Origin of the sequence: Microbispora sp. CA-102843, from assembly GCF_050936215.1 — a bacterium.
GTDB lineage: Bacteria > Actinomycetota > Actinomycetes > Streptosporangiales > Streptosporangiaceae > Microbispora.
This window is the reverse complement of the sequence record NZ_JBNJNF010000001.1, coordinates 35,758-61,289: the sequence shown is the minus strand read 5'-3', so window position 1 is coordinate 61,289 and position 25,532 is coordinate 35,758. Positions and strand designations below refer to the sequence as shown.

Sequence of the window (25,532 nt, the reverse complement as noted above, 5' to 3'; positions counted from 1 at the left end):
GCAGACGCCGAGAGGAGAACAAGCCCATGTCGCTGTCAGTGTCCAACGACCTGCTCGACCAGGCCCGCGCCGGTGAGGTGGACGACGCGGCCTTCGTCGCCTGCGTCCGCGACTCGCTGCCGTATGCCTGGACGACGATCACCGCGCTGGTCGAGCGGCGGGACCGGTCCGGCGCCGACTTCGCCGACAACCAGGTGCCGCCGCCCGACGAAGCCGCTCGCGGTCAGTTGCTGCGCTGCCTGGCCAGCGACGCGATGCGCGGCGCCCTCGAAAGGCACTTCGGCGTACGGCTGGCCTTCCAGAACTGCCACCGCGTCGCCGTGTTCCGCCCGGAGGCCACCGAGGCCTACCGGGAGTTCGTCACGCCTCGCGCGCAGATCCTGAACCAGAGCCCGGAACTGGTCGACTGCTGACCATGTCGGCTTGATCGGGCCGGTTTCTTCGGCTGGGGGCGGCGCTCCGGTTCACGCCGCCCCCAGCCCTCGCCGCACGGCTGGCAGCACCTCCGCGCCGAGGCGGGCGATGTTCTCCAGCGTCCGAACACGGTCTCCGGCTCCCTCGACCATCAGGATGAGGTGTCGCAGCCCGGTTTGCGCCGCCGTGGTGGTGATCTTCTCCACGCAGTGCTCCGCCGAGCCCACCGGATGGATCCGGCACAGCAGGTCCACGTACTCCGGTATGTTCCGCCGCGGTGGTGGCCGGCCGTCCACGGGGACATACCCGGCCAGTCCCGGCCCGAGCCAGCGCGGCAGCGAATCCCGCATCTCCCGCACGGCCTGCTCGGTGGTGTCCGCCACGTGAGCGAGCGCGGCGCCGATGTGCACCGCCGGGCCCGCCGCGTACGCCTCGTAGGCGGCGATCGTCTCCGCCTTCTCCTCGTCGCCGACGTGCATGCCGAGGAGCATGGGCAGCCCCCGTTCGGCGGCGAGCCTGACCGTGCCGTCCGACGTGCAGGCGACGACCGGCGACATCCGGGCCTGCGGAACCATCGTGACCTCCCGGAAGCGGAAGAACTCGCCGTCCGCCGCCACCGACTCACCGGCCGACTCACCGGCCAGTGCCGCGCACAGCAGGTCGAGCGATTCGGGGAAGCCCCGCTCATATCTCGCCGTCCCGGTGCCGAAGACCTCCAGTTCCAGCCACGGACCCCCACGGCCCACACCGAGCCGGAACCTGCCGTCCGACACGTGATGGAGGATCGCCGCCTGCTCCGCCAGCGCGACCGGATGCTGGGCGGACAGCACGCTGACCGCCGTCCCCACCGTGATCCGCGAGGTCCGGCCCAGTGCCACGGCCGCCAGCGTCAGCGCCGACGGGCAGACGCCGTACGACATGAAGTGGTGCTCGGCGATCCAGGCGTCGTCGAACCCGGCCCGTTCGGCGGCCTCGATCGCCTCCACCGTGCCGCGCAGCACGTCCCCGGGCGCCATGCCCGGGAAGCCCGCCGCGACGAGGAAGACCCCGATCCTCATGCTTGCGGCCGCGTCCCTATCGAGAGCCGCCGTTGACGTAGAGCGTCTGGCCGGTGACGTACGACGCGTCGTCGGAGGCGAAGAACGCCACCACTGACGCGATCTCGGTCGGCTGGCCGACCCGCCGCAACGGCACGGCCTGCGCCATCGTGGCCTGGTGCTCCTCCGGGGTCACTCCCAGTCGCACCGCCGTCGCCTCCGTCATCGGCGTCGCGACGTACCCGGGCGCGACCGCGTTCACCCGGACTCCGAAGGGGCCCAGTTCGATCGCCATGGTCGCGGTGAGCCCCTGGATGCCCGCCTTGGCCGCCGAGTAGTTGGCCTGCCCCCGGTTTCCCAGCGCCGACCGGCTCGACAGGTTGACGATCGCTCCCGACCGCTGCTCCACCATGTGCTTCTGGACGGCCTGGCTCATGAGGAAGACGCTCTTGAGGTTCACGTCGACGACCTTGTCCCAGTCTTCCTCAGACATACGGAACAGCAGGTTGTCGCGGGTCAGCCCGGCGTTGTTCACCAGCACGTCGATCCGTCCGAACTCGGCTATCACCCCCGACACCAGCGCCTCGACCTGAGCGCTGTCGGAGACGTCGCAGCCGAACGCGACCGCCCTGCCCCCGGTGACGGTGATCTCGTCCACGATCGAGGCACACCGCTCCGAGGTGAGGTCCACGCAGGCCACCGCCGCGCCCTCCGCGGCCAGCCGACGTGCGATCGCCGCACCGATCCCCCGCGCCGCACCGGTGACCACCGCGAACTTCCCGATGAACCGTGACATCGCCAGCCTCCTCACCCGGATTCGATCACAGCAACTTACTCCGAGTCATCCTCACTGCCACAGCACAGAGCAGCCATGCCACAGATCAGCCATGTCACAGGCCGCCGCCATCCCGGTCGTGCGGCGTGTCGGCGCATACTCCCTTAGATCCGCAATCGCCTGGTGTGAGCCGAGTGGTAGGTAAAGGCCCAGCGGTCGGTGCCCACCTTGTGGCGGGTGTAGCGGTCGGGGTGGCGGTAGCGGTCGCGGTTGTGGAACTGGCAGGCCGGGCCGAGCAGCTTCAGGTCGGTCAGCCCGCCGGTGCTCCAGTTGTCGGCGTGGTCGATCTGGCACATGGTGGCGGGCAGGGGGCAGCCGTCGATCCAGCAGGTGGCGTAGCGGGCGAAGACGGCCCGTCGTTGGGCGGGGGTGGCCAGGCGGACCTTGCGGCCCATGTCCAGCACCTGCCCGTCGGCGTCCATCACCAGACGCACCAGGGTGGAGGTGCGGGCCATCCGGTGCACGCCGGAGACGGGCAGCATCTGCCCGGTCGCCAGCAACAGCCCCGGCGCCGTCCCCAGCAACGGCCCTGGTGCTGTCCCGGGCAGCGCTCCTGGCGTCGTCCCTGGCCTCGTCCCTGGCCTCGTCCCTGGCGTCGTCCCTGGCGCTGTTCCCGGTGGCCTCCCCGGCTCCGGTCCCCGCTCGCCCGGCACCGTTCCCGATGTCCCCGGCGCTCCGGCCGAGCACCGCGCTCTACCGCCGCACCCGCAGGTGCCCCGGCCATCCGCCGCGTCCTGCTGAGCCCGGCCCTGCTCATCGCAGTCCGGCTCATGGCGGCACTGGCCACCGTGCACGTCGCCGTGGTCCTCAGGTGTGCCCTGCGCATGCCGGCAGTCCCCCGCAGGCTGATGCCCGGCGCGGGCGTGATGTCCAGGTGGATCCTCGGGAGGGGGATCCGGATGCTCTGAGCGCGGATGCGCTGTGTGCGACTGCCCGCTGCCGCCGCGCGCGAGCCATGCTGACGCGCGGCTGGCGTCCGTCGCTTCCGTTTGGCCCGCACCACGGTCGCAGTCCTCGCCCTCTGCGGGCGCGGCGTCGTCGCCCTCAGCAGAGCCGGTGCTCACATCGCAGGCGGCGTCGGCGCTTCCGGTGTCGCTGGGGGCGCAGTCGCCCGTGTCTTCGGCGTCGCTGGGCTCTGTGTCGCTGGGGCCGGTGTCGCTGGGGCCGGTGTCTTCCGGGTGGTCGGGGTGGCCGGTGACAGGGTCGGTGGGGAGGGATTCGGCGTTGACCAGGACCAGGAGCTCGGTGGCGATCTTCTGCTCCAGGAACGCGATGAACGCATCCGCGTTGCGCACCCGCGGCGGCCGGTCATCCCCCTCAGCCTTCGGCTTGGCGTAGGCGTCCAACAGGCTGCGCAGCCGGGCTGCCGCCTCGCGGGGCAGGTAGAACTCCCCTTCCAGCCCGCCGCCCCCGGTCGGGCGGACCCTCAGGAAACGCCGCCCGTAGTCGGCCTGCTCATCACGGTCCTCACCATCAGGGTCCAGCACGGCGCGCAGGTAGCGGCCGGCCTTGGCCACCTCCGCCGGGCCCGCCTTGTCCGCCAGTTCCAGCAAAATCGGCTCGGCCACGTCGGCCTGCTCGTCGGTCAACTGCGCGGTGGCGGCGCAGATCGCCTCCACCACCCCCGCCGCCAACTGCCCGGCGGCGAACCGCTCCCGCACCCGGGGCAGACGCGCCAACTCCACGGCCAAGGTCAGCAGGCGACCCGCACCGGGCACGCTCATCCCCCCGGCGGTACGCAACCAGCTGCGGGTGGAGGCATGCCCATGCTGCCTGGCCTGCCCCGCCCGATGCACCCGCCCCACCCGATCCGCCAACGCGGAGGTGATCCGATCCCGCGCGAACATCAAATCCTCGGCCTCGGCAAGACAGACGTCCGCATCATCAGGAAGCGGCGCCAGCGCCAACGCCTGCGCCGACTCACGAACAGAACCCACCAGCACCCACGACGACCGCGCTCGGCGATCACCCACACCGGCGGCATCCACACCCGGGCTGTCTGCGCTGTCGGCACCGGTCGGGGCGTCACTCGTGTCCTGGTCCGCCCGCTGCGGCGGCTCAGGGTCGCTGATCGGAAAATGCTCCCGGGCGAGCGAACCCTCAGCCGACCACAACGGCGAACCGGAGGTCAACCGGTCCCACCAGTCGTCAGAGCTATTCGAACGACGAGGGTGGTCAGAATCCGAGTCGAACAGATCCATGACACCCCCTCGACGAATTCGAAAACCTGTATGAATTCTTTCAGCCCTCACCACCCCCAGCAAGCCGCCGGAAGCGAATAGTTGGAGCAGCAGGTCAACCCGGAAAAGGGGGCAATAGCGTCGGCGGCCACTCAGAAGGCGGCGACGGCGCGTTCGACGGCTTCCAAAGCGCGGTCGAGCAGGGCGATGTGGTCGGCGAGCACGTCCTGCCCGGGATCACCGGCGCGGATCCTGCCGACGCTGGTGAGGTAAACGGCGCGATAGGCGGCGACCACCAGGGCGGCGGCGAGCTTCGGGGCCGGCTCGGCGGGGCCGGCTCCGGCCGCCTCGGCGAACAGGGCGGCGAGCACGCCCTCGAACTCCTCGACCAGTTCCCTCACCCGGGCCCTGAGCGCGGGCGAGTCCAGGACCACCTGCCAGAACACCTGATATCTCGGGCTGATGCCGCCGAGCGGATGACCTTCTTCCAGCAGGCCGAGGAACAGCCGGCGCAGCGCGGCGAGAGGGCTCTCCCCCTCGGCGCGTCCCCGTACGGCCCGGGTGACCAGTTCGACCGCCTCGGGGAAGCGATCGAGGAACAGGTCCTCCTTGCGGGGAAAGTAGTTGAAGACGGTCTTGGTCGAGACTCCGGCCGCCTCGGCGACCTCGGCGACCGTGACGTTGTCGAACCCGCGCTGGATGAACAGGCCCGAGGCCACGTCCGAGATGAGCGAGCGCGTCTGCCGCTTCTTCCGCTCCCGCAGCCCCAAGGTCTCCGTCACCTACCTCACTCTAGTTGCTAAAAACTTTTAGCGACAGTAAGTTTATAGCAACAGTAACTACGGGGAGGGCGAATGTCGTACGACGTCGTCGTGGCCGGCGGAGGGCCGGTCGGCCTGATGCTGGCCTGCGAACTGCGACTGGGCGGGGCGTCGGTCGTGGTGCTCGAACGGCTGACCGAGATCGACCAGACGATCAAGGCGGGAGCGCTGAACACGCCCAGCGTGGAGGCGCTCTACCGGCGCGGCCTGCTGCCCGCGCTCAAGGAGGCCCACGACCGGACGCTGGAACTGATGGCCGCCTTCATGCGTGGGCGGACCCCGGCCGAAGGGCCACGCCGAATCCCGCCCAGGTTCGCCGGCCACTTCGCCGGGATGATGCTGAGCGCCGAACGGCTGGACGCCGACGACCCGGACCTGTCCGGCCGTGGACCGGCCGCCGAGATCGGCCTGGTGTCGCAGCAGCAGCTCGAAGAGATCCTCGCCGTACGCGCGGCCGAGCTGGGAGTCGAGGTGCGGCGCGGTGTGGAGGTGACCGGCTTCGCCGACGACGGCGAGCGGGTCACGGTTACCACGACCGACGGCCCGGTGCAGGGCCGCTGGCTGGTGGGCTGCGACGGAGGCAGGAGCACGGTACGCAAACTGGCCGGCTTCGATTTCCCCGGGACGGACCCGGAGATCACCGCCTACCAGGCCGTCGCGGAGATGGAGGGCACCGAACACCTGGGCGTGGGCTGGCAGGCCACGCCCACGGGGGTCTACTCCCACGGGCCGGTGCCGGGCCGCGTCCTCGTCGCGCGCTTCGACGGCGTCGCACGCAGCGGGGCCGACAGGACCGCGCCGGTGACCCCGGAGGAACTGCAGGACTCGGTCAGGTATGTCACGGGCGCCGACGTGGTCGTCAAGGAGATCAGGACGGCCACCCGGTTCACGGACAACGCCCGGCAGGCGGCGACCTACCGGCTCGGCCGGGTGCTGCTGGCCGGCGACGCCGCGCACGTCCACTCGCCCTTCGGCGGCCAGGGCCTGAACCTGGGGCTGGGCGACGCCGTGAACCTCGGCTGGAAGCTCGCGGCCGTCGTCCGAGGGCAGGCTCCGGAAGGGCTTCTCGACACCTACACGCGGGAGCGGCACCCGATCGGCGCGTGGGTGCTCGACTGGACGCGCGCCCAGATCGCCCTGATGCGTCCCGACGCCCACGCGCGGGCGGCGCGGTCGGTGGTCGCCGACCTGATCGAGACGGTCACCGGCACCACCTACTTCGTGAAGAAGATCTCGGGCGTCTGGCAGCGGTACGACATGCCCGGTGACAGCGGGCACCCCCTGGTGGGACGCAGTGCGCCCGACTACGAGTTCGAGGACGGCTCACGGCTCGCCGATCACCTCCACCATGGACGGGGCCTGCTCGTCCGCCAGAGCGGATCCAGACTCGGCGGCACGGCCGTGGACGGCTACGGAGACCGGGTCACCACCGTCACGACGGCGATACGCGACCCGCACGCTCCCGGCGCGCTTCTCGTACGCCCGGACGGCATCGTCGCCTGGGCGGGGGACCCGCACGACCCCGATGCCGAAGGGGTCGCGGACGCCCTGGAGACCTGGTTCGGCGCGCCCGCGGACGTCCCCGCCGCCCTCCGCCGAACGGTTCGCCGGGCATCGTGGGTCTTTGGCCAAATCTTTACCCTGGCCGCCCGTCACACGAGACCCAGATCAAGGCTCTGACCTGCGATTTCTCCTCCAGGTACACCCCTTAACCCATCCCCCGCCAAGATGTCTCGTGTCATTTGGTATCAGCCGTGGTCAGCAGCCCTCATCATGTGCTCATGCCCGCTTTTGTCACCCTGTCCGGGCGCTCCGTGCGCCTGGAACCGCTCAGCCTCGCGGTGCTCGACGACCTCGTCGCCGCGGCGAGTGAAGACCGTTCGACGTACGCCTTCACTCGCGTTCCCGCTGGCCGGGATGAGATGGCCTCCTATGTGGAGGCCGCCTTGGCTGAGCAGGCGGAGGGCCGCACGCTGCCCTTCGCCATCCGGTGGCTGCACACCGACCGCGTGGTCGGTGCCACCCGTCTGATGAACCTGGAGTACTGGCAGGGCCCGATGCCCTGGCCACCGGGTACGAAGGGCGCGGTGGGCGAGGTCCCGTCCGTCGCGGACATCGGGTACACCTGGCTCGCCGCGTCGGCCCAGGGCACCGGTGTCAACCGGGAGAGCAAGTATCTGATGCTCTCCCTGGCCTTCGAGACCTGGCAGGTTCACCGGATCACCCTCAAGGCAGACGTACGCAACACCCGATCCCGGGTCGCCATCGAGGCCCTCGGCGCGCACCTCGACGGTGTGCGACGAGCGGACAGCCGAGGCGCCGACGACACGGTCCGAGATACCGCGTACTACTCGATTCTGAGTCCCGAATGGCCCGCCGTACGCGATCGTCTCCGCGTGAGGCTGGGTCTCCTGGAAGCGGCATCGGAAGCAGCGTGATCAGCCCGTAGAGACCCACAGAGAAGAGCGGCCCGTCCCGGAAGGGACGGGCCGCGTCATGCGATGGGGTGCTGAAGGGGGGACGGTCATCAGACGTCGTAGCCGAAGTCGTCCTCGTAGGCGTTGTAGATGTCGTGCCAGGAGCCGCACTTGACGGGGAAGCTGCTGTACTGACCGATCTGGCAGACCTTCGCCTGCACCTGGGCGACGTCGTAGCGCCAGAAGTTGATCTGCTTGTAGCCGCCGGCGCCGCAGTACTTGTACCACTTGACGCTGGAGGACCAGTCGTCCTCGCTGTCGTCCCAGGACGACACGCGGAACTGGATGTACGCGCACTTGCCGCCCTGGCCGTAGGTGCGGTGGTCGTTGTCCCAGAGCTTGCCGGTGATGTGGACCCGGTTCGACTCCTCGTCGTCGTAGTTCACGTCGACGTAGCCCTTGGCCTTGGCGAGGTGGTTGGACGACCAGTAGGTGCCCCACCAGCCGTCGTAGTCCCAGTCGTGGTGGTGGGGGGCGGAGGCGGTGGAGGCGGTGGAGGTGGGGGCGGCGTTGGCGGCGGTCGCGAGGGCCGGCAGCCCGAGGGCGGCGACGGCGGTGGCTGCGGCGAGACCGAGGGTGATGGAGCGTCGCATTTCGGTTCTCCTGTTCGAGGACGATCCCCCGATGCGGGGTGCTCTCGGGGTTGCACCTCAGTGATAGGCCCACCCGCCTGCAACCTGCTTTCAGCGCTCTCACCGTGGTTTGCAGGCTGCTTTCAAGCACCTGAACGCACGCTGAACCAGCGTGCTCGGTCCTACTGCCGCCGCGCGACACGATCTATCATTTGGTCGGAAATCTTGCCATTGGGAGACAGGTCACATGCCTGATCACGCCGCCGCCGACGGCCTGCGCTTCGCCGTGCTGGGACCCGTCCTGGCATGGCGTGACGGCGCCGAGCTCGACCTCGGCACGCCCTTGCAACGCTCCATTCTCGCGATGCTCCTGCTGCGGGAGGGGCACGCGGTCACGCCGGACGAGATGATCGACGGCGTGTGGGGCGAGGACGCGCCCCCGCGCGCGCTCGGCGCGCTGCGCACCTATGTCTCCCGCCTGCGCACCGTCCTGGAGCCGGACCGTTCCCCGAGGACCCCGCCGCGGCTGCTGACTTCCGTGGGCAGGGGGTACGCGCTGCGGCTCGACCCCGCCCGCTTCGACCTCGCCGTCTTCGAGCGCGAGTGCGCCGCCGCCGAGTCCGACCGCCGTACGGGCCGGGCCGGGGAGGCCGCCCGGCGGCTGCGCGGGGCTCTGCGCCTGTGGTCGGGCGAGCCGCTGGCCGGCGCCGTCGGCCCGTACGCCGAGCACCAGCGCGACCGGCTGGCCGAGCGCCGGATGAGCGCGGTCGAGACACTCATAGAGCTCGACCTGGAGCTGGGCCGGCACGCGGAGATCGTCTCCGAGCTGGTCGCGCTCGCCGCCGAACACCCGCTGCGCGAGCGGTTGCGCGCCCAGCTCATGCTGGCCTACTACCGCTGCGGCAGGCAGGCCGAGGCCCTGTCGGTCTTCACCGAGACCCGGCAGGCGCTCGTGGAGGAGCTCGGCATCGAGCCCGGGGCCGAGCTGGCCGACCTCCACCGGCGCATCCTCGCCGCCGACCTCTCTCTCGCCCCCGCACCCCCTCCCGTACGGCTCTCGCCTCCGGACGTCCACGATGACGCCGCGACGGCCGAGACCGGCCCCGCGATCGAGATGCCGAGACCGGCGCAGCTCCCGGCGGCCGTATCCGACTTCACCGGACGTACCGGCCTGGTGCAGAGGCTGCTCGCGCTGCTGCGGGGAGAAGGGGCGGGAGAGGGCGTGCCGGTCGCGGCGATGTCGGGCATCGGCGGCGTGGGCAAGACGACCCTGGCCGTCCACGTGGCCCACCTCGCCGAGGACCTGTTCCCCGACGGCCAGCTCTACGCCGACCTGCGGGGATACGGCGCCGAGCCCACCGCGCCTGAGACGGCGCTGGTCGCGTTCCTGCGCGCCCTCGGCATCCCGATGGACGTGATCCCCGACGGCCTGGCCGAGCGCTCCGCGCTGTTCCGTTCGCTGCTGGCCGAGCGCAGGATGCTGGTGCTGCTCGACAACGCCCGCGACGCCGAGCAGGTCGAGCACCTGCTGCCCGGCTCGGCCGGCTGCGCCGCGATCATCACCAGCCGGGGCAAGCTGGCCGACCTGCCCGCGGCCCGGCTCGTCGACCTCGACGTGATGGAGCCCGAGGAGGCGCTGTCGCTGCTCGCGGCGGTCGCGGGCCCCGAGAGGGTGGCGGCCGAACGGGCCGCAGCCATGGACGTGGTCGCCGCCTGCGGCTTCCTGCCGCTGGCCGTGCGGATCGTCGCGGCCAGGCTCGCCTCCCGCCCGTCCTGGACGGTGGCCTCGCTCGTCCCCCGGCTCGCCGACGAGCGCCGCCGCCTCGACGAGATGAAGATCGGCAACCTGGCGGTCTCGGCGACGTTCGCCCTCGGGTACGGCCAGCTCGACGCCCGGCAGGCGCGGGCGTTCCGGCTGCTGTCACTGCCGGCGGGCTCGGGCATCTCGGTCTTCGCGGCGGCGGCCGTGCTCGACCTCACCCCGGCCGAGGCCGAGGACGTGATCGAGTCGCTGGTCGACGCCAGCCTGCTGGAGGCGCCCGCGCCGGGCCGCTACCGCTTCCACGACCTGCTCAAGCTGTTCGCCCGGCGGCAGGCGGAGGACGCCGAGGAGCCCGCGGCCCGCGCGCTCGCCCTGCGGCGGCTGCTGGGCTTCTACCTGGCGTCGGCGGGCGCGGCCCACCGGCTGGCGTACGAGGGCAGCGCCATCGCCGACAACCTCACCGACCTGGGCGTGCGCGGCCATTCCTTCTCCTCCGCCGACGAGGCCGTGGCGTGGCTGTCGGCGGAGGCCGAGGACATGTTCGGGGCCGTGGCCCAGGCGTGCGAGTCGGGCGGGGACCTGCTCGCGGCGGCCGACCTGCTGCTGGCTTTGGAGCCGCTGCTGGAGTCGGGCACCAACCAGCGCGAGTTCGAGCACCGCACCTCGACCCTGCTGACGGCGACACACCGGGCCGGCGAGCGGCGCGGCGAGTTGCGCTGCCGCTACGTCCTGGGCCGGGTGTTGTTCGGCGCGAACCGGCTGGCCGAGGCCGAGGCCCACTTCCTCGCCGCGCGGACGCTGGGCGAGGAGACCGGCGACCACATCGTGCTGGGCGAGACGTGCAACGCGCTGGCGGTCGTCGCCGGCCGCCGACGCCGCCACACCGAGGCGCTCGAATGGTTCGACCGGGCCACGGCGGTCCACCGGGAGACGGGCAACCCCGCGGGCGAGGCACTGGCGTCGTGCTACTCCGCCCGCGACCACCTGGGCCTCGGGCGGCCGGACGACGCCATCGCCGCGGCCGAGCGCGGGCTGGCGGTCTTCTCCGAGATCGGCAGCGGCGCCGGGATGGCCCGCGCCCGCTACCACCTCGGCAACGTGCTGTCGCACGTCGGGCGGCTCAACGAGGCCGTCGTCCACCACGCCGAGTGCCTGGCCTTCTTCCGTGCGAGCAACCAGCGGGTCTGGGAGCAGCGGGTCTGCTACCGGCTCGCCGCCACCTTCATCGCCGCCGGGCGGTTCGCCGAGGCCGCCCGGCACGCCGAGCAGGCGCTGACCGTGAGCCGGGAGATCACCCACCCGTACGGCGAGGCGCAGTCACTCGCCGCCCTCGGCAAGGCCCTCGCGGGCCTCGGGCAGACCGGCCGGGGCAGGGAGGCCCTGGTCAAGGCCCTCGACATCTTCACCCGGCTCGGCTCTCCCGAGGCCGACGACATCCGTGCGCTCCTGCGCGAACAGGTCGAGACGTAGGTCGTCGTCGAGCCGGCTCATCCGGACGTGGTTGATCACATCGATCACCGATTCTGACTCGTGGTCCCATCTCATGCAGGGCGTCGACCGCCCGGCCGGCCGCCCGTCGCCACTGGGGCGCGCAGGGGCCCGGATCCTTCCGGTGCGCCTCGTGACGACACGCCGCCTCACGTTGACGACCGGCCGGGCTTCCGCTCGGGCTTCGAACCCCCCCGAAGCCCGCGCAGGACCACTGTCGCCCGCGACGTTCAAACTCCGATCAACGGAGACTTGCAACCGTGGCAACCGTGGTTGTGACGTCGAGAAAGCCCTCGGCGATCAGCGGGCGCAGCGCCGCGGGGGCCTCACGGAGCACCGCGGCCGGGTCCTCGCCGGTCAGCTCGGCGATCGCGGCGAGCAGCGGGCGCGTGGGCAGGTCGCCGTCGCACACCCCGGCCAGGGCCGCCTCCACCGTCCCCACGGCGACCGTACGGCGCGCGCCCCGGGTCTGCCGCAGGACGATGCGGGAGGGATCGTCGGCGCCGGGAGGGCCGACGCGCTCCTCCACGACGCCCTCGGCCACCTTCAGGCGCGCGTCGAGCAGGTCCTCGTCGGACAGTTCGTGGGCGGTGCGCGCCGCGCGCAGGACCTCCCCGACCAGCGCGCCGGACGGCGGCTCGACCGGCTGCGTCATCTCCTCCACCCGCACGAGCGGGCTCAGCGAGCCGGAGTCGTGCAGGGCGATCCAGCCGAAGCCGACGCCGGTCACGTCCATCGACTCGAACCAGCCGAGCCACTCGTCGTAACGCTCCCGGTAGGCCGACGTGCCGTGTTCCGCGGAGTCCCGCAGCCACAGCTCGACGTACTCGGCCGGGTCCTGCACGTCGCGCTGCACGGCCCAGCCGTCGCAGCCGGTCTCCGCGAGCCAGCCGCCCACCCTGTCCTGCCAGTCCTCGCCCTTGACGTGCAGCCAGTTGGCGAGGAAGCGCGCCTGGCCGCCCTGGGCGAGGTGCCGAGGCGTGCGCCGTACGAGGTCGCGGCAGAACTCGTCGCCGCGCCGCCCGGCCTCCCGGTAGGTGTACCTGGCCTCGGGCGCGATGACGAACGGCGGGTTGGACACCACGAGGTCGAACCGCTCGCCGTCCACCGGGTCGTACGTCGAGCCCTCGCGCGCCTCGACGCCGGTCACGCCGGAAAGGCCCCAGCTGAGGCGGGCCAGCCGCAGCGCCCTGCGGTTCACGTCGGTCGCGACGACGTGCTCCGCCCTGGGCGCCAGGTGCAGCACCTGCACGCCGCAGCCCGTGCCGAGGTCGAGCGCCCGGCCGACCGGCGCGGTCCAGCCGAGCTGGGCGAGGTTGGCCGAGGCGCCGCCCGCTCCCACCACGTGGTCGGGCCGCAGGGAGGGGTCGCCGGGCCGCACCTTGCGGTCGGACACCACGTACGCCGGGTCGCCCGTTCCGGTGTCCCAGGGCTGGAGGTGCACGGTGGCCTGCACGGAGTCGCCCAGGCGCACCAGCAGCCCGGCCTCGATGAGCTCCTGCAGCGGGAGGTCGGCGGCGGCCATGCTGACCGGGGCGCCCAGCCACCACAGGCGGATCAGCGCGGCGAGGGGGTCGGCGTCCCTGGTGGCGCGCAGCGCGGGCACGATCTCCTCACGCGCCAGGGCGGAGGCGGCCATATCGCCCAGCCGCTCACGCACGCCGTCGATCGTGTATCCGGTCTCCACGAATCTCCCGCGAAGCCGCCGGACCAGGTCAGAAGGGGCGTCCACAGATCGAATCTACGGCATCTTCAGGCTGTTCCAGGCGGCCTCGCCCAGCTCGCGGATCTCCTCCTGGGTGGGCTGGTGGGCGCCGCTGAACCACAGGCGGCACATCTCCTGCGCCGGGCCGAGCCACAACACGTAGCACATGGTGGCGGGGACGGGGCGGAGCACGCCGTCCTTCATGTGCGGCCGCCACCAGTCGGAGACCTGCCGGAAGAACTCGCGCCTCGACTCGGCGACCTCCGGCCCGCCGGGCTCGTTGCGCCGGGGCGGGCGCTCGCTGATCAGCAGGCGGGCGCGCTCGGGGTGCTCGCCGCACCAGGCCATGTGTATCGCGACGATGGCCTCGATGCCGGCGCGGGCGTCCTCGTGGCGGACGAGCTCACTGACGAAGGCGTCCTGGTACAGGTCCAGGATCTCGGCGTAGAGCACGCCGAAGACGTGTTCCTTGCTCGTGAAGTGGTGATAGAAGCTGCCGACGCTGACGCCGCTCTCCTGCCGAAGGCTGGCCAGGGTGGTGGCCGACACCCCGCTCTGGCTGAACCTGCGCAGGGCGCCCTCGATGATCCTGGCCCTGCCGTCTCGCCCGCTCTTCGCGTTCTTCACATAGTCAATGGTGAACCAACAGAACCTTGTTCTGCAAATGGGAGGTCGGCTTTGATCTCGACGGATGTGCCCTGCGTGTCGATTGTGGCAGAGGGCCAGGCCCTGCGCACCATGGACAGAACCCGCCGGTTCTCCGTCATGACGTCCATGCCGACGACGACCGCGCCGCGTACGGACGCCCGCCGCAGGAGGGTGCGCACGAGCCGCGACCCCACGCCGAGGTTCTGCCACCGGTCGTCCACCACGACCGCGATCTCCACCTCGCCCTCCACCAGGTGGCTCATGGCGTGCCCGATCACGGCGTCGCCGTGCAGCGCGAGCAGCGCGTCCCGCCGGTCGTCGCGCGCGACCATCGCGCGGATCAGGCTCGCGCTCGGCCGGCCCTGGCCGACGAAGAAGCGGTTCGTCAGCGTCGCCTGCGACAGGCCCTCCAGGAAGAGCCGCACCCGCTCCTCGTCGTCGCCCGGACGTGCCGCACGGACGTCCACAATGGGCCTCACCTGAGTTCCCAACATGGACTCAGCCTCTCCCGAGCGCGCTGAGTCTGTCAAGTAGACTTAGATGCGGGGAGGAGGTTGTGGTTACGATGCGCGACATGCGGCGTTACCGGGTGGACAACTGCTCCATCGAGCGAACCCTCGCCGTGCTCGGCGAGAAGTGGACGTTCCTGGTCCTCCGGGAGGCGTTCAACGGCGTCCGGCGGTTCGCCGACCTTCAGACGCGCACCGGCGCGCCCCGGCAGGTGCTGAGCGCGCGGCTGTCCCGGCTCGTCGACGAGGGCCTGCTGCGCAAGGTGCCCTACCAGGAGCCCGGCCAGCGTCAGCGCGACGAGTACCGGCTCACCCAGAAGGGCCTCGACCTCTACCCGATCATGATCTCGCTCATGCACTGGGGGGACCGCTATCTGGCCGATCCCGAGGGGCCGCCGGTCGTGGTGACCCACCGCGACTGCGGCGCGCCCGTCGCGCTGCACCTGGTGTGCGAGGAGGGCCACGAGGTCGGCGGCCCGCGCGAGGTGACCCCCCGCCCCGGCCCCGGCGCCCGCCTCAGCACCCCGGCCTGACCTGTGTTCATTTTCCGTGCTCCGCCCGGAGGTGAGGGCACTCACCACGCTGCCTAGGCTGGTCACGTGTACCGGTTCCTCCTCTCGCGCCGCTGGCTCGGGCTGCACCTGCTCGTGCTCGTGCTGATCCCCGCCTTCTTCTTCCTGGGGAAGTGGCAGTGGGGGCGGTTCGAGGAGCGGTCGGCCGACAGCGCGAGGATCACCGCCAACCTCGCCGCCGCGCCCGTGCCGCTCGACCGGCTGGACAGAACCGGCGGTTCCGTGCCGGAGAGGGACAGGTATCGCCTCGTCACCGCCGCCGGACGGTACGACCCCTCCCACGAGCTCGTGGTGCGCAGGCGCACCCTCAACAGCCGCTTCGGGTTCTACGTGGTCACCCCGCTCGTCACGCCGCAGGGCGCCGTGCTGGTGAACCGGGGCTGGGTCCCGGCCGGGGCGACCGCGGACACGCCGCCGCAGGTGCCCGCACCGCCCACGGGGGAGGTGGCGGTCACCGGACGGCTCCGCCCGGCCGAGACGCAGGACAACACCGGCATCAGGAACCGAGCCGGGCTGCCGTCCGGTCAGATTCTGCTGATCAACACACCCGAGATCGCGAAGGGCCTGCCGTACGCGGTCTTCGGCGGTTTCGTGGAGCTCACCGCGCAGCAGCCGCAGGGCGGGGCCGCACCCGAACTCCTTCCCCCGCCCGACGTGGGCGCCGGGGGCGGACTCAACCTGGCGTACGCCGTGCAGTGGTGGCTGTTCATCGGGATCGCGGTGGGCGGCTGGGTGCTGCTGGTGCGCCGGGAGGCCCGCGACCTCCGGGCGGAACAGGCGTCACATGGCGTGACCGTACGCGCCGCAAGGTGAGCGCACGGATACCAACCGGAGACCTCGCAGCTTGTACGGTGTTATCCCTTGGCTCTACCGTTTACTACCGTGACTACGCCGCTGCATCCCGACCCAGAGCCGAGGCGGCGGGACTACGTGATCATCTCGGTCGATGATCACCTGATCGAGCCGGCCGACCTCTTCGAGGACCGCCTTCCTGAGAAGTACAAGGACCTCGCGCCCAAGGTCGTGGAGACCGACTCGGGCCACCAGGTGTGGCGGTACGGCGGCGCCACCTATCCCTGCGCCGGGCTGGACGTGGGCGCGGGCCTGCCCAAGGAGCAGTGGACGCTCGACCCCGTCCGTTTCGAGAACATGCGGCCGGGCTGCTACGACATCGAGGACCGGATCGGCGACATGGACCGCGCCGGGATCTGGGCGGCCCTGTGCTTCCCCGGCATGCTGGCGAGCCAGGCGGGGGTGGCGTTCGGCCGCACCCGCGACCAGGACCTCGGGCTCGCGCTCGTACAGGCCTGGAACGACTGGCACGTCGACGTGTGGGCCGGCACCTACCCCGAGCGCATGATCGCACTCCAGCTTCCCTGGCTCCCCGACCCCGAGATCGCGGCGAAGGAGATCAGGGCCAACGCGTCACGCGGTTTCAAGGCCGTCGTGTTCCCCGAGTTCCCCACCCGGCTGCGACTGCCGTCCATCCACAGCCGTCACTGGGATCCGTTCTTCGCCGCCTGCGAGGAGACCGGGACGGTCGTCTGCCTGCACACCGGGGCGTCCTCCTGGGCACCGGTGCCCTCGCCCGACACCCCGGTCGAGGCGATCACCACGCTGATCCCGGCGAGCGCGATGTTCGCCTGCGCCGACTGGCTGTGGTCGGGCGTGGCACTGCGATTCCCCAAGCTGCGCATCCTCATCGTGGAGGGTGGCGTGGGGTGGCTGCCGATGCTGGCCGAGCGGGCCGACTACGCGCTCGATCACCCGGTCGCCGGCGAGTCCTCCTGGGAGGGCGGCCTCAAGCCCAGCGAGGTGCTGCGGCGCAACTTCTTCTTCGGCACGCTCGACGACAGCGCGCTGAGCTCGGTGCGGCTCGCCGTGGGCATGGAGCGCGTGCTGCTGGAGTCCGGCTACCCGCGCGCGGAGTCCACCTGGCCCGACACCCAGCGCGCGGTGGCCCGCAACCTCGGCAGCCTGCCGCCCGCCGACATCGCCAGGGTCTCGTACGGCAACGCCGCCCGCCTGTTCGGCCACCCCCTGCCCTCGCGGGCCTGGCTGCGGCAGGAGCAGCTCTAGGGTCTGCCCGGAGTTACGACAGGGTCAGGGCGTCAGGAGTTCGACGAGGATGTCCACCAGTTCGGGCCGGTCGAACGGGCCGACGTGAGGGGCGGCGACGCTGCGTACGTCGGTCGGGTTGTCGGGGGTGAGGCGGTCGGCCTCGGCGATGAAGCGGTCCTGCAGGGCCGGCGGGATCAGCCGGTCCTGTGTGAAGCGGATGTAGGTGCGGGGGATCCGGCCCCAGGTGTGTGCTTCGCCCCGGGCGTCGGCCATAGGGATGCTGACGGGTTCGTCCGGCTGGAACGTGTTGAGCAGCCGGGTCATGGCCTCGTCGGTGAAGTCGCCGGCCAGGCACTCCCTGATGCCGTCGATGATCGCCGGATCGGCCGTGCGCCAGTTGAGCCGGGCCACCCCCAGGACCGCAGGGTCGCCGGCCATCGCGGCGGTCACCTTCGGGAGCAGGCTGTCGGCGTTCTCCTCGGTGGAGAGGTAGGCGCTCAGGTTGGGCAGGTCCACGCAGCAGTACGCGGCGGTGTAGATCACGCGGTCGAGCAGGTCGGGGATCGCGTTGCCGACCCTGCTCACCACCACACCGCCCTGGCTGGCGCCGGCCAGGATCACGGGGCCGTGGCGGCGGGCGCTGCGCACCACGTCCACAACGCGTTCGACGTAGTCGTCGATGGTGAGCTTGGCGAGCGGGGACGGCTCGGTGGCCAGGGCCTGCAGATCCTGCGGGGCCTGGTAGGCGCGGGGGTAGAACGCCTCGTCGCCGTGTCCGGGGAGGTCGACGGCCACGGCGCGGTGTCCGCGCAGGGTGAGCTCGGTGATCAGGCCGGAGGCCAGGTACGACGAGGAGTGGGTGCCGTGGATGAAGACCAGGGTCGGCTGTGCTTCACGGGTCATCGGTTGTCTCCTTCTTGTGCTGGTTGACGCCACATCGGCCACAGGAGCGGGCCGTCGGCCACGCGTACCGGCTCGCCGAGATCTGCGAAACCGTGCCGCAGGTAGAGGGCGCGACTGCGGGCCGAGCTCGCCTCCAGGTACGCGGGGACTCCGTCAGCGTCCGCCCGCTCCAGGCGGTGCCGCAGCATCGCCGAACCGAACCCGGCGCCCTGCCGCCCGCCGAGCACGCCGATGCAGGGCAGGTAGAGGTGCGGCTCGCGGGGGTGCCGGGGGTCCAGCGCCTCCCCCAGGGCCCGCAGCCGCAGGCCGCTGTCGCCGAAGACTCTCGGCTCGAACGAGTTCTCGGTGAGCGCCCGCTCCCCGGCGGTCAGCGTCAGCCACACCGAGGCGCCCTCGTGGTCGCCGGCCAGGTACGCCTCGGCGGCGGGGTGGGCGAGCAAGGGGCGGTAGTAGTGCCTTTGGAGGCGGCCGCGGTCGCCTGCCGCGGGGAAGAGCCAGCGGACGAGGGGATCGTTCATGAACGCCTCGGTCAGGACGTCCAGCACTGCCCGGGCGCCCTCGTCACCGGCCCGCCGCACGGTTGCGTACGCCGTATCAGCTGTCATGCGTACAGCGTATCGAGAGTGACTTACGAAATGGCGCCATGGCCGAAGGAAGTGTACTGGACGGCATCGAAAGTGAACTAGTACACTCTGCTCTCGTGCCGCCCACGATCCCGCCCTATCAGCAGATCGCCACCGAGATCCGGACCCGGATCCTGACCGGCGAGCTGCGTCCCGGCGAACGCATGCCCTCCATCCGCCAGATCGCCGGGCGTTGGGGCGTGGCGGTCGCGACCGCGACGAAGGTGATGGCGGCCCTTCGCGACGAAGGGCTGGTAGAGACGAAGGTCGGCGCCGGCGCGGTGGTCACCGCCGGCCGCGGGCAACCGGCCGCGCCACAGCAGCCGGGCGCGCGGCAGCGGCAGGCGGGCGCGGGCATCCCCAAGCAGGCGCTGAACCGCAAGCACACTCTCCGCACCGCCATCGCGATCGCCGACAGAGAGGGGCTCGACGCCGTCTCCATGCGCCGGATCGCGGCCGAGATGGGCGTCGGCCCGATGTCGCTGTACCGGCATGTGGCGGGCAAGGACGAGCTGGTCATGCAGATGACCGACGAGGTGTTCGGTGAGGCGGAACTGCCCGCCCCAGGGCCGGACGGCTGGCGGGCCAAGCTCGAACTGGTCTCCCGCCTACAGTGGGAGCTGTGCCGCAGGCACCTCTGGCTGCCCAGGGCGGTCTCGTTCACCCGCCCGCTGCTGGCGCCCAACATGATGGAGCACACGGAGTGGACACTGCGCGCCCTCGACGGACTCGGGCTGCCCATGACGACCCGGATCCGCGAGGCACTCACCCTGCACGCGCTGGTCGTCTCCGCCGCGCTGTCCATGGCGCAGGAAGCCGAAGCCGAACAGGAGACCGGTGTGACGCTCGACCGGTGGTGGCTGGCCCAGCAGGAGCGAGCCGACGCGCTCCTCGGCACCGGGCGGTTCCCGCTGCTGACCGCCATCGCGGAGGAGACGGTGACGGACGTGGACGGACTGTTCGAGTACAGCCTGGCCCGCCATCTCGACGGGTTCGCCGCCATGCTGCACAAGGATGCTGCTCGTCCTCAGTGACCGGGTGCCTCGATGCTCGGGTGGCCGTTGGCGGCGGGCGGGGGCAGCCGGGGGACGCTGTCGATCAGCCGTCGCGTGTAGGCGTGGCGGGGAGCGCCGAGCACCTGGGCGGTGTCCCCCCGCTCGACGATCCGGCCGCGTTCAAGCACGGCCACCTCCTGGCAGAGGGCGGCCACCACGGCCAGGTCGTGCGACACCATCACGACCGTCAGCGCGCGGGTCTCCCGGAGCTCGTGCAGCAGGTCGACGACGCGTACGCGGGTGGAGACGTCGAGCGCGCTGACCGGCTCGTCCGCGAGCAGCACGCGGGGCTCGCACACGATCGCCCGTGCGATGGCGATGCGCTGCCGCTGCCCTCCCGAGAACTCCTGCGGATAGCGGCTCGCGGCGTCCTCGGGCAGTCCGACCGCGTCCAGGGCCGCGGTGACCCGGGCGGTCATCTCCTGTCGGAGACCCAGCGACCGGAGGGGTTCGGAGACGATCCTGCCGACCCGCTGCCGGGGGTCGAGCGAGGAGTACGGGTCCTGGAACACCGTCTGCACGCTGCGCCGGAATTCCCGCATCAGGGCCCGGTCACGCGGCGTGAGATCCCTCCCCTCGTAGAGGACCTGTCCGCTCGTCGGCCTGGCCAGCCCGAGCAGCAGGCGCAGCAGCGTGGTCTTGCCCGCGCCCGACTCTCCCACCAGCGCGAGGCTGCGTCCGGGAGTGACGGCGACGGAGACGTCCGTGAGCACGGGGGCCGAGCGGCCGTAGGCGAAGCCGGCGTCCCGCACCTCCAGAATGGGCCGGGTCATGGCGTCCTCCAGTCGAGTGCGCCGTCGAGCCGCCGCGCGCTGCCCACCAGATCCCTCGTGTACGGGTGGCGCGGCGCGTTGACGACCTCGTCGACGCTCCCGGACTCCACCGCCACTCCGTTCTTCAGGACGATGACGCGCTCGGCGATCCGCGAGACGACCGCCAGGTCGTGGCTGATGAACAGCAGTGCCATCCCCCGTTCCTTCACCAGGCCGTCGAGCAGCGCGAGGACGTCGGCCTGCACGGTGACGTCGAGGGCCGTCGTGGGCTCGTCCGCGATGAGCAGAGCGGGGCCGCAGGCGAGGGCCATGGCGATCGCCACCCGCTGACGCTGGCCGCCGGAGATCTCGTGGGGGTAGGCCCGGGCGATCCGCTCGGGATCGGTCAGCCGCACCTCCTCGAGCGCGGCCGTCACCGCCGCGTCCAGGGCCCGCCCGCGCAGCCCCTTCCTGCGCCGGAGCGGCTCGGCCACCTGACGGCCCACTCGCATGAGCGGGTCGAGGGCGGTGAGCGGCTCCTGGAAGACCGTGCTCGTCGCCCGGCCGCGCAGCGAGGTGAGCCGCCGCTCCCCTGCCCCCACGACCTCGGTGCGGCCAAGACTGGGCGCGTCGAACACGACGCTGCCCGAGACGGTCATCCCGGGAGGCGTGAGACCCATGATCGCCAGGGCGGTCATGGACTTGCCCGACCCCGATTCTCCGATCAGGCCCAGCCGCTCGCCCGCGTCGAGCATGAACGACACGTCCGAGACGAGGTCGCGGCCCTCGGGGCTGCGCACGTGAAGCCCTGCCACGGCGAGAAGGGTCGCCCGATCCCCGGTCACCTGGTCCTCCTCCGGGTCGGGTCGGCCACGTCGCGCACGCCGTCGGCGATGAGGTTGACGCCGACGACGAGGACGACGAGCAGGACGCCAGGGGCGATCACCCCTGCCGGGGCGATGAACACGCTCGCCTGGGCCTCCTGGAGCATCCGCCCCCAGGAGGCGTTCGGGGGCGGTGCGCCCAGGCCGAGATAGGACAGGCTCGCCTCCGCCAGGACGGCCAGCCCGAACTGCAGCGCGAGGTTGACCGACAGCGTCGGCCAGATGTTCGGCAGCACGTGTTCGACGACGATCCTGGGCCAGGACGTCCCCGAGGTGCGCGAGGCCGTGATGAAGTCCTGGGCCAGGACGCGCTTGACCAGCACCCGGGTGAGCCGGGCCACGATCGCCGACATCGCCAACCCGATCGCGATGACCGCCGAACCGAGCGACGCCTCTCGCGCGGCGGTCACGAGCATGGCCAGGAGCACGGTCGGGAAGGCGATGAGGATGTCCAGGAGGGCCGAGACCGTGTCGTCGAGCCAGCGGGTGGCGAAGCCGGCGGCGAGGCCGCCCGCGAGGCCCAGGAGTCCGCCGATCAGCACCGACCCCGCTCCCGCCTCCAGGGCGACCCTCGCGCCGATCATGAGCTGGGTGAGCAGGTCCCTGCCGAGCTTGTCGGTCCCGAGCAGGTGAGGCAGGCCCGGGGGCATCAGCCGGTCGCCCGAGGTGTCGTCCGGCGGATAGGGCAGCCAGAAGAACGACAGGACGGCCACGGCGAGGACGAGACCGGCGAGGACGCAGCCGGCGACCAGCGTCGCCGACCGCGGAACGCGGCGACCGGGCGCGCTCATGCCCTGTCCCCGGAGAGGTTCCCGGCGAGCGAGCGGCGCAGCCGCGGATCGATGAGCCGCTGGACGAGGTCGGCCGCGAAACCGATGAGCAGCACGGCGAACGTGCTCACCACCAGGATCCCCTGGATGACCGGGTAGTCGTGCTGCGCGAAGCCCTTGACGAGCATGCCGCCGAGCCCGGGCAGCGCGAACACGCTCTCCACCACGACCGCGCCGAGAAAGGTGGTGGCGAGCTCGATGCCCAGGATCGAGACGACCGGGACCACCGCGTTGCGCAGGCCGTGCCGCCACATCGCCCCGATGAACGACGAGCCCAGTGCCCGCGCCGTACGCAGGTAGTCGCTGCCCAGCACGTCGAGGGTGGCCGACCGGACGTAGCGGATCAGGGAGGCCGACATGACGAGGGCGATCGTGACGACCGGCAGCGTCAGCGAGGTGAGCGCGTCGCCCGGGCTCGCCCAGTCGTCCTGGGGGAACCCCCCGGCCGGCAGCACGCCGAGGTGGAGCGAGAACACCGTGATCAGCAGCATGCCGACCCAGAAGACGGGCACCGCGATGCCGAGTTGCGACAGCGCGCTGAGCACCGAGCCATACCAGGTGCCCGCTTTGTAGGCCGCGACGAAACCGACCGGTACGGCGATCACGACGGCCAGGAGGAAGGCGAGCAGGGTCAGCGGAACCGTCACGACGAGGCGGGCGGCGATCTCGGGGCCCACGGGAAGCGTGCTGACGAACGAGCTGCCGAGGTCCAGCCTCGACATCTCGCCGAGCCACGAGACGAACTGCACGGGCAGCGGCTGATCCGTCCCGATCTGGTGACGGGCGGCCTCGACCTGCTCCGGGCTCGCCCCGACCGACAGCAGCGCGTTGGCGGGATCGCCCGGAAGCAGGCGCAGCAGCAGGAACAGCACCACGGCGGCCAGGAACAGCGAGACGACGAGGAACGCCGTCCGGCGCAGCAGATAGACGGTCATGAGGACGTCACGGACGCGGGCGTCAGCCCCGCCCGCCGCTCTTCTTGATGCCGTACGCGTAGAACTGGGAGTTCAGGCCGTTCAACGGATAGCCCGACAGCGACGAGGACGCCACGACGATCTGCGGGTAGAGGTAGAGCCAGTCGCTGGCCGCGTCGGCGGCGATCTGCTGGTTGACCTTCTTGAGCAGGGCCGTCTGCCCGTCGGCCGTGTCGGACTGCTCGGCCTGCTCGACCCACTTGGCGACCTGCGGGTTGTCGTATCCCCAGTAGAAGTCGGGGTTGCCGTACCAGACCACGTCGCGGTCGTTGACGTGCTCCTGCAGCGTCGCCGCGAAGTCGCGGTTCTTGTAGACCTTGGTGTACCACTCGTCCGCCGTGATCACGTTGATGTTCACGGTGATCCCGACCTTCGCCAGTTCCGACTTCACGAACGTCGCGACGGTCGGGTGGGGGTCGTAGTTCGGCGTGTCGAGCGTGAAGGAGAAACCGTTCCCGTAGCCCGCCTCGGCGAGCTCCTTCTTCGCCAGGTCGGGGTCGTACGGGTTGACCGTGGTGAGGTCCTCATACCAGGGGTCGGTGGGCGGCACCATCGAGCCGATCAGCGTGCCGTACTTGCCCCAGATCGAGCTGAGCAGCTTCTTGTTGTCGATCGCGGAGGTGATCGCCTTGCGGACGAGCACCTTGTCGAACGGCGCCTTGCGGTCGTTGAACGCCAGCAGCAGCTTGGTCGTCGACTGGCCGTCGTTGACCTTGTAGTCCCCGTTGCTCTCGAAGTTCGCCAGCGCGTCGGGGCTCTGCTCGCTGGTCACGACGTCGACCGCCTTGGTCAGCAGGGCGTTGTTCAGCGCGCTCGCGTCGGTGAAGTAGTGGAACACGACCTGCTTGTTGGTCGCCGGGGTGCCCCAGTAGCCGGGGAAGCGCTCAAGGGTGAGCGAGGAGCCGCGCTTCCACGTCCCCAGCGTGTAGGGACCGGTGCCGTCCTCCGTGGTCGTCAGGCTCTTGGCCTGGGAGTTGACGATCCACACGTAGCTGAGGTTGTAGACAAGCGAGATCGACTTGCTGGAGAGCTTCACCGTGACCGTGGAGTCGTCCGGCGTGTCGATGCTCTTGATCACACTGAGGCTGCTCTTGCGGGCCGACTGGGAGTCGGGGCCGGTGACCTTCTCGATGCTGTACTTGACGTCGGCCGAGGTGAGCGGCTTGCCCGAGTGGAACTTCACGCCGCTCCTCAGCGTGAACGTGTACGTGAGGCCGTCCTTGCTGACCGTGTGGTCCTTCGCCAGCAGGCTCTCGACCTTGCCGTCGTCGGTGAGCCTGAACAGTCCCTCGTAGACGTTGCCGTTGAACGCCTCCGTCGTGCCCTGTCCGCCCCCGGCCGTGTTGTCGAGGTTCTGCGGCTCGTAGAGCGACCCGATCTCGATCGTCGCCTCCGGGTCGTACGCCGCCGTCGCCCCGGCGCCGCCCGTGGAGCCGGAGGACCCCGCGGAGCCGGAGGAGCCCGACCCGCACCCGGCGAGGGCGAGCGCGAGGACGAGGGCGGCGCCGATCAGCGACGTCGTCTTGCTGTTCACTGTTTCTCCTGGTCGGCGGCCATGCGGCCACCTGGTTGGTGCAATAGGTGAGGCGGGGGGAGGGAGGGGGGATCAGAAGGAAGTCAGTACGGCCGGAAGCCGTCGCGGAAGACGGGAAGCTTCTCCCCCGCCTCGACGGGCGCGTCCAGCCGGTTCCGCGGCGGGGGCAGCGGACAGTTGAAGGAGGGCGAGAAGGCGCACGGCGGCGCGAAGGCGCGGTTGAAGTCCAGGACGACGCGGCCGCCGGGCTCGGGCTCCACCGTCAGGAACCGCCCGCCGCCGTACGTCGCCGAGCCGTTGGTGCGGTCGCCCACGACCAGGAGCAGCGTTCCCCCGTCGTCGAAGGCGGCCAGGTTGTACGGCGTGCCGTCGAGCGTGAAGGTGATGTCGCCGGGAACGACGTGGTCACGGGTGCCGCCGGCGTCCCGGACGTGCTCGAAGGGCAGCAGGCGCGCGTCGGACACCGGCGTGAAGACGGCCTCGATCACCCACTCGGGAGCGAACGGGAAGACGTCGATGGTCTCGAAGTGGCGGATGGCGGGCGCGTCCGCGTCCCACAACCGGATGCCGTGCTCGGGCTCGCCGGTCGCGATGTGGGCCCGCTCGATCCGCGTCGCCGTGACGCTCGGCGGCCGGCCGGCGAGGGCCTCCTCCGGAGACGTCTCCTCGCCCGGGGCCGGCCACCGGGTCTCCACGAGAGCCAGGTTGCCCCGCGGAGCCCGCACGGAGGCCAGCCGCTCCGCCCGCCACACGTCCCATCCGGCACGGGCGGCTTCGATCGTGGCTGCGGAGGCACGTGGAGACAGGGCGGGAGACATGGCGGTAACGCTCGTTTCGCTAAGATCAGCACCGTTGGCGATGTTTGAGCATTACCCTACAGATTAGGTAGGATTTGC

The 25,532-nt window shown here is 71.1% G+C and carries 24 protein-coding genes; 8 read left to right on the top strand and 16 right to left on the bottom strand.

Translation table 11 applies throughout. The features are described 5' to 3' along the window. The first annotated feature begins 26 nt into the window (after positions 1-26). Entirely contained in the window at positions 27-413 is a 387-nt protein-coding gene (locus ACQEVJ_RS00400; protein ID WP_433095934.1) for an SCO5389 family protein, read from the top strand. A 51-nt stretch (positions 414-464) separates the two neighbouring features. On the opposite strand, the gene ACQEVJ_RS00395 is transcribed toward ACQEVJ_RS00400, so the two are convergent. The 4 genes from ACQEVJ_RS00395 to ACQEVJ_RS00380 form a co-directional block, all read right to left on the bottom strand. Continuing rightward, positions 465-1,472 (bottom strand): LLM class flavin-dependent oxidoreductase, encoded by a 1,008-nt coding sequence (locus tag ACQEVJ_RS00395; protein ID WP_433095932.1) that lies wholly within the window; start codon positions 1,470-1,472, stop codon positions 465-467. A 16-nt stretch (positions 1,473-1,488) separates the two neighbouring features. After that, complete coding sequence (locus tag ACQEVJ_RS00390) at positions 1,489-2,247, bottom strand: glucose 1-dehydrogenase (protein WP_433095930.1); 759 nt, start codon at positions 2,245-2,247, stop codon at positions 1,489-1,491. A 143-nt stretch (positions 2,248-2,390) separates the two neighbouring features. Beyond that, the gene (locus ACQEVJ_RS00385) at positions 2,391-4,487 is read right to left on the bottom strand and encodes a DUF222 domain-containing protein (RefSeq protein WP_433095928.1); all 2,097 of its coding nucleotides are present in this window, start codon (positions 4,485-4,487) and stop codon (positions 2,391-2,393) included. Between the two features lie 131 nt (positions 4,488-4,618). Continuing rightward, a complete protein-coding gene (locus ACQEVJ_RS00380; RefSeq protein ID WP_433095926.1) occupies positions 4,619-5,248 on the bottom strand; it encodes a TetR/AcrR family transcriptional regulator in 630 nt (209 codons plus the stop codon). A gap of 72 nt (positions 5,249-5,320) precedes the next feature. On the opposite strand from ACQEVJ_RS00380, the gene ACQEVJ_RS00375 reads away from it, so the two are divergent. After that, on the top strand, positions 5,321-6,967 hold the full coding sequence (locus ACQEVJ_RS00375; RefSeq protein ID WP_433095924.1) for an FAD-dependent oxidoreductase: 1,647 nt from the start codon (positions 5,321-5,323) through the stop codon (positions 6,965-6,967). A gap of 101 nt (positions 6,968-7,068) precedes the next feature. Next, positions 7,069-7,725, top strand: a complete 657-nt coding sequence (locus ACQEVJ_RS00370; protein WP_433095922.1) for a GNAT family N-acetyltransferase — start codon at positions 7,069-7,071, stop codon at positions 7,723-7,725. Between the two features lie 89 nt (positions 7,726-7,814). Here the strand turns inward: ACQEVJ_RS00370 and ACQEVJ_RS00365 are convergent, their stop codons facing one another. Beyond that, the gene (locus tag ACQEVJ_RS00365) at positions 7,815-8,357 is read right to left on the bottom strand and encodes a hypothetical protein (RefSeq protein ID WP_433095920.1); all 543 of its coding nucleotides are present in this window, start codon (positions 8,355-8,357) and stop codon (positions 7,815-7,817) included. 226 nt (positions 8,358-8,583) lie between these two features. On the opposite strand from ACQEVJ_RS00365, the gene ACQEVJ_RS00360 reads away from it, so the two are divergent. Further along, complete coding sequence (locus tag ACQEVJ_RS00360) at positions 8,584-11,568, top strand: AfsR/SARP family transcriptional regulator (RefSeq protein WP_433095918.1); 2,985 nt, start codon at positions 8,584-8,586, stop codon at positions 11,566-11,568. Between the two features lie 259 nt (positions 11,569-11,827). On the opposite strand, the gene ACQEVJ_RS00355 is transcribed toward ACQEVJ_RS00360, so the two are convergent. From ACQEVJ_RS00355 to ACQEVJ_RS00345, 3 genes are read right to left on the bottom strand one after another with little or no spacing between them, the layout of a single operon-like run. Then, complete coding sequence (locus ACQEVJ_RS00355) at positions 11,828-13,327, bottom strand: DUF7059 domain-containing protein (protein ID WP_433112492.1); 1,500 nt, start codon at positions 13,325-13,327, stop codon at positions 11,828-11,830. Further along, positions 13,328-13,918 (bottom strand): TetR/AcrR family transcriptional regulator, encoded by a 591-nt coding sequence (locus ACQEVJ_RS00350; RefSeq protein ID WP_433095916.1) that lies wholly within the window; start codon positions 13,916-13,918, stop codon positions 13,328-13,330. Beyond that, positions 13,915-14,418: a GNAT family N-acetyltransferase gene (locus ACQEVJ_RS00345; RefSeq protein ID WP_433095914.1), complete on the bottom strand. Its 504-nt coding sequence runs from the start codon at positions 14,416-14,418 to the stop codon at positions 13,915-13,917. The genes ACQEVJ_RS00350 and ACQEVJ_RS00345 overlap by 4 nt, the downstream gene beginning before the upstream one ends. Positions 14,419-14,513: 95 nt before the next feature. Between ACQEVJ_RS00345 and ACQEVJ_RS00340 the strand changes: the two genes are divergently transcribed. From ACQEVJ_RS00340 to ACQEVJ_RS00330, 3 genes are all read left to right on the top strand, one after another. Next, the gene (locus tag ACQEVJ_RS00340) at positions 14,514-14,981 is read left to right on the top strand and encodes a winged helix-turn-helix transcriptional regulator (RefSeq protein ID WP_433095912.1); all 468 of its coding nucleotides are present in this window, start codon (positions 14,514-14,516) and stop codon (positions 14,979-14,981) included. Positions 14,982-15,047: 66 nt separating this feature from the next. Next, positions 15,048-15,833 carry an SURF1 family cytochrome oxidase biogenesis protein gene (locus tag ACQEVJ_RS00335; protein WP_433095910.1) on the top strand — a complete coding sequence of 262 codons (786 nt, stop codon included), beginning with the start codon at positions 15,048-15,050 and terminating at the stop codon, positions 15,831-15,833. A gap of 69 nt (positions 15,834-15,902) precedes the next feature. After that, positions 15,903-17,099 (top strand): amidohydrolase family protein, encoded by a 1,197-nt coding sequence (locus ACQEVJ_RS00330; protein WP_433095908.1) that lies wholly within the window; start codon positions 15,903-15,905, stop codon positions 17,097-17,099. A gap of 24 nt (positions 17,100-17,123) precedes the next feature. Here the strand turns inward: ACQEVJ_RS00330 and ACQEVJ_RS00325 are convergent, their stop codons facing one another. Next, complete coding sequence (locus tag ACQEVJ_RS00325) at positions 17,124-17,984, bottom strand: alpha/beta hydrolase (protein ID WP_433095906.1); 861 nt, start codon at positions 17,982-17,984, stop codon at positions 17,124-17,126. Then, positions 17,981-18,589, bottom strand: a complete 609-nt coding sequence (locus tag ACQEVJ_RS00320) for a GNAT family N-acetyltransferase (protein WP_433095904.1) — start codon at positions 18,587-18,589, stop codon at positions 17,981-17,983. Before ACQEVJ_RS00320 ends, ACQEVJ_RS00325 begins: the two co-directional genes overlap by 4 nt. Positions 18,590-18,684: 95 nt before the next feature. Between ACQEVJ_RS00320 and ACQEVJ_RS00315 the strand changes: the two genes are divergently transcribed. Next, positions 18,685-19,641, top strand: a complete 957-nt coding sequence (locus ACQEVJ_RS00315) for a TetR/AcrR family transcriptional regulator C-terminal domain-containing protein (RefSeq protein ID WP_433095902.1) — start codon at positions 18,685-18,687, stop codon at positions 19,639-19,641. On the opposite strand, the gene ACQEVJ_RS00310 is transcribed toward ACQEVJ_RS00315, so the two are convergent. From ACQEVJ_RS00310 to ACQEVJ_RS00285, 6 genes are all read right to left on the bottom strand, one after another. Then, a complete protein-coding gene (locus ACQEVJ_RS00310) occupies positions 19,635-20,435 on the bottom strand; it encodes an ABC transporter ATP-binding protein (protein ID WP_433095900.1) in 801 nt (266 codons plus the stop codon). The genes ACQEVJ_RS00315 and ACQEVJ_RS00310 overlap by 7 nt on opposite strands. Further along, positions 20,432-21,259: an ABC transporter ATP-binding protein gene (locus ACQEVJ_RS00305; RefSeq protein WP_433095898.1), complete on the bottom strand. Its 828-nt coding sequence runs from the start codon at positions 21,257-21,259 to the stop codon at positions 20,432-20,434. The genes ACQEVJ_RS00310 and ACQEVJ_RS00305 overlap by 4 nt, the downstream gene beginning before the upstream one ends. After that, the gene (locus ACQEVJ_RS00300) at positions 21,256-22,089 is read right to left on the bottom strand and encodes an ABC transporter permease (RefSeq protein WP_433095896.1); all 834 of its coding nucleotides are present in this window, start codon (positions 22,087-22,089) and stop codon (positions 21,256-21,258) included. Before ACQEVJ_RS00300 ends, ACQEVJ_RS00305 begins: the two co-directional genes overlap by 4 nt. Further along, positions 22,086-23,063 carry an ABC transporter permease gene (locus ACQEVJ_RS00295; RefSeq protein WP_433095894.1) on the bottom strand — a complete coding sequence of 326 codons (978 nt, stop codon included), beginning with the start codon at positions 23,061-23,063 and terminating at the stop codon, positions 22,086-22,088. The genes ACQEVJ_RS00300 and ACQEVJ_RS00295 overlap by 4 nt, the downstream gene beginning before the upstream one ends. A gap of 22 nt (positions 23,064-23,085) precedes the next feature. After that, positions 23,086-24,636: an ABC transporter substrate-binding protein gene (locus ACQEVJ_RS00290; RefSeq protein ID WP_433095892.1), complete on the bottom strand. Its 1,551-nt coding sequence runs from the start codon at positions 24,634-24,636 to the stop codon at positions 23,086-23,088. A gap of 83 nt (positions 24,637-24,719) precedes the next feature. Beyond that, positions 24,720-25,454: a DUF1684 domain-containing protein gene (locus ACQEVJ_RS00285; protein WP_433095890.1), complete on the bottom strand. Its 735-nt coding sequence runs from the start codon at positions 25,452-25,454 to the stop codon at positions 24,720-24,722. Positions 25,455-25,532: the final 78 nt, after the last annotated feature.

What these genes read in the sequence shown, in the direction of transcription:
- ACQEVJ_RS00390 (WP_433095930.1), bottom strand. Translation starts at nt 2,247, where the DNA reads ATGTCACGGTTCATCGGGAAGTTCGCGGTGGTCACCGGTGCGGCGCGG.
- ACQEVJ_RS00360 (WP_433095918.1), top strand. Translation starts at nt 8,584, where the DNA reads ATGCCTGATCACGCCGCCGCCGACGGCCTGCGCTTCGCCGTGCTGGGA.
- ACQEVJ_RS00370 (WP_433095922.1), top strand. Translation starts at nt 7,069, where the DNA reads ATGCCCGCTTTTGTCACCCTGTCCGGGCGCTCCGTGCGCCTGGAACCG.
- ACQEVJ_RS00320 (WP_433095904.1), bottom strand. Translation starts at nt 18,589, where the DNA reads ATGACAGCTGATACGGCGTACGCAACCGTGCGGCGGGCCGGTGACGAG.
- ACQEVJ_RS00395 (WP_433095932.1), bottom strand. Translation starts at nt 1,472, where the DNA reads ATGAGGATCGGGGTCTTCCTCGTCGCGGCGGGCTTCCCGGGCATGGCG.
- ACQEVJ_RS00295 (WP_433095894.1), bottom strand. Translation starts at nt 23,063, where the DNA reads ATGACCGTCTATCTGCTGCGCCGGACGGCGTTCCTCGTCGTCTCGCTG.
- ACQEVJ_RS00365 (WP_433095920.1), bottom strand. Translation starts at nt 8,357, where the DNA reads ATGCGACGCTCCATCACCCTCGGTCTCGCCGCAGCCACCGCCGTCGCC.
- ACQEVJ_RS00340 (WP_433095912.1), top strand. Translation starts at nt 14,514, where the DNA reads ATGCGGCGTTACCGGGTGGACAACTGCTCCATCGAGCGAACCCTCGCC.
- ACQEVJ_RS00285 (WP_433095890.1), bottom strand. Translation starts at nt 25,454, where the DNA reads ATGTCTCCCGCCCTGTCTCCACGTGCCTCCGCAGCCACGATCGAAGCC.
- ACQEVJ_RS00325 (WP_433095906.1), bottom strand. Translation starts at nt 17,984, where the DNA reads ATGACCCGTGAAGCACAGCCGACCCTGGTCTTCATCCACGGCACCCAC.
- ACQEVJ_RS00385 (WP_433095928.1), bottom strand. Translation starts at nt 4,487, where the DNA reads ATGGATCTGTTCGACTCGGATTCTGACCACCCTCGTCGTTCGAATAGC.
- ACQEVJ_RS00375 (WP_433095924.1), top strand. Translation starts at nt 5,321, where the DNA reads ATGTCGTACGACGTCGTCGTGGCCGGCGGAGGGCCGGTCGGCCTGATG.
- ACQEVJ_RS00310 (WP_433095900.1), bottom strand. Translation starts at nt 20,435, where the DNA reads ATGACCCGGCCCATTCTGGAGGTGCGGGACGCCGGCTTCGCCTACGGC.
- ACQEVJ_RS00400 (WP_433095934.1), top strand. Translation starts at nt 27, where the DNA reads ATGTCGCTGTCAGTGTCCAACGACCTGCTCGACCAGGCCCGCGCCGGT.
- ACQEVJ_RS00300 (WP_433095896.1), bottom strand. Translation starts at nt 22,089, where the DNA reads ATGAGCGCGCCCGGTCGCCGCGTTCCGCGGTCGGCGACGCTGGTCGCC.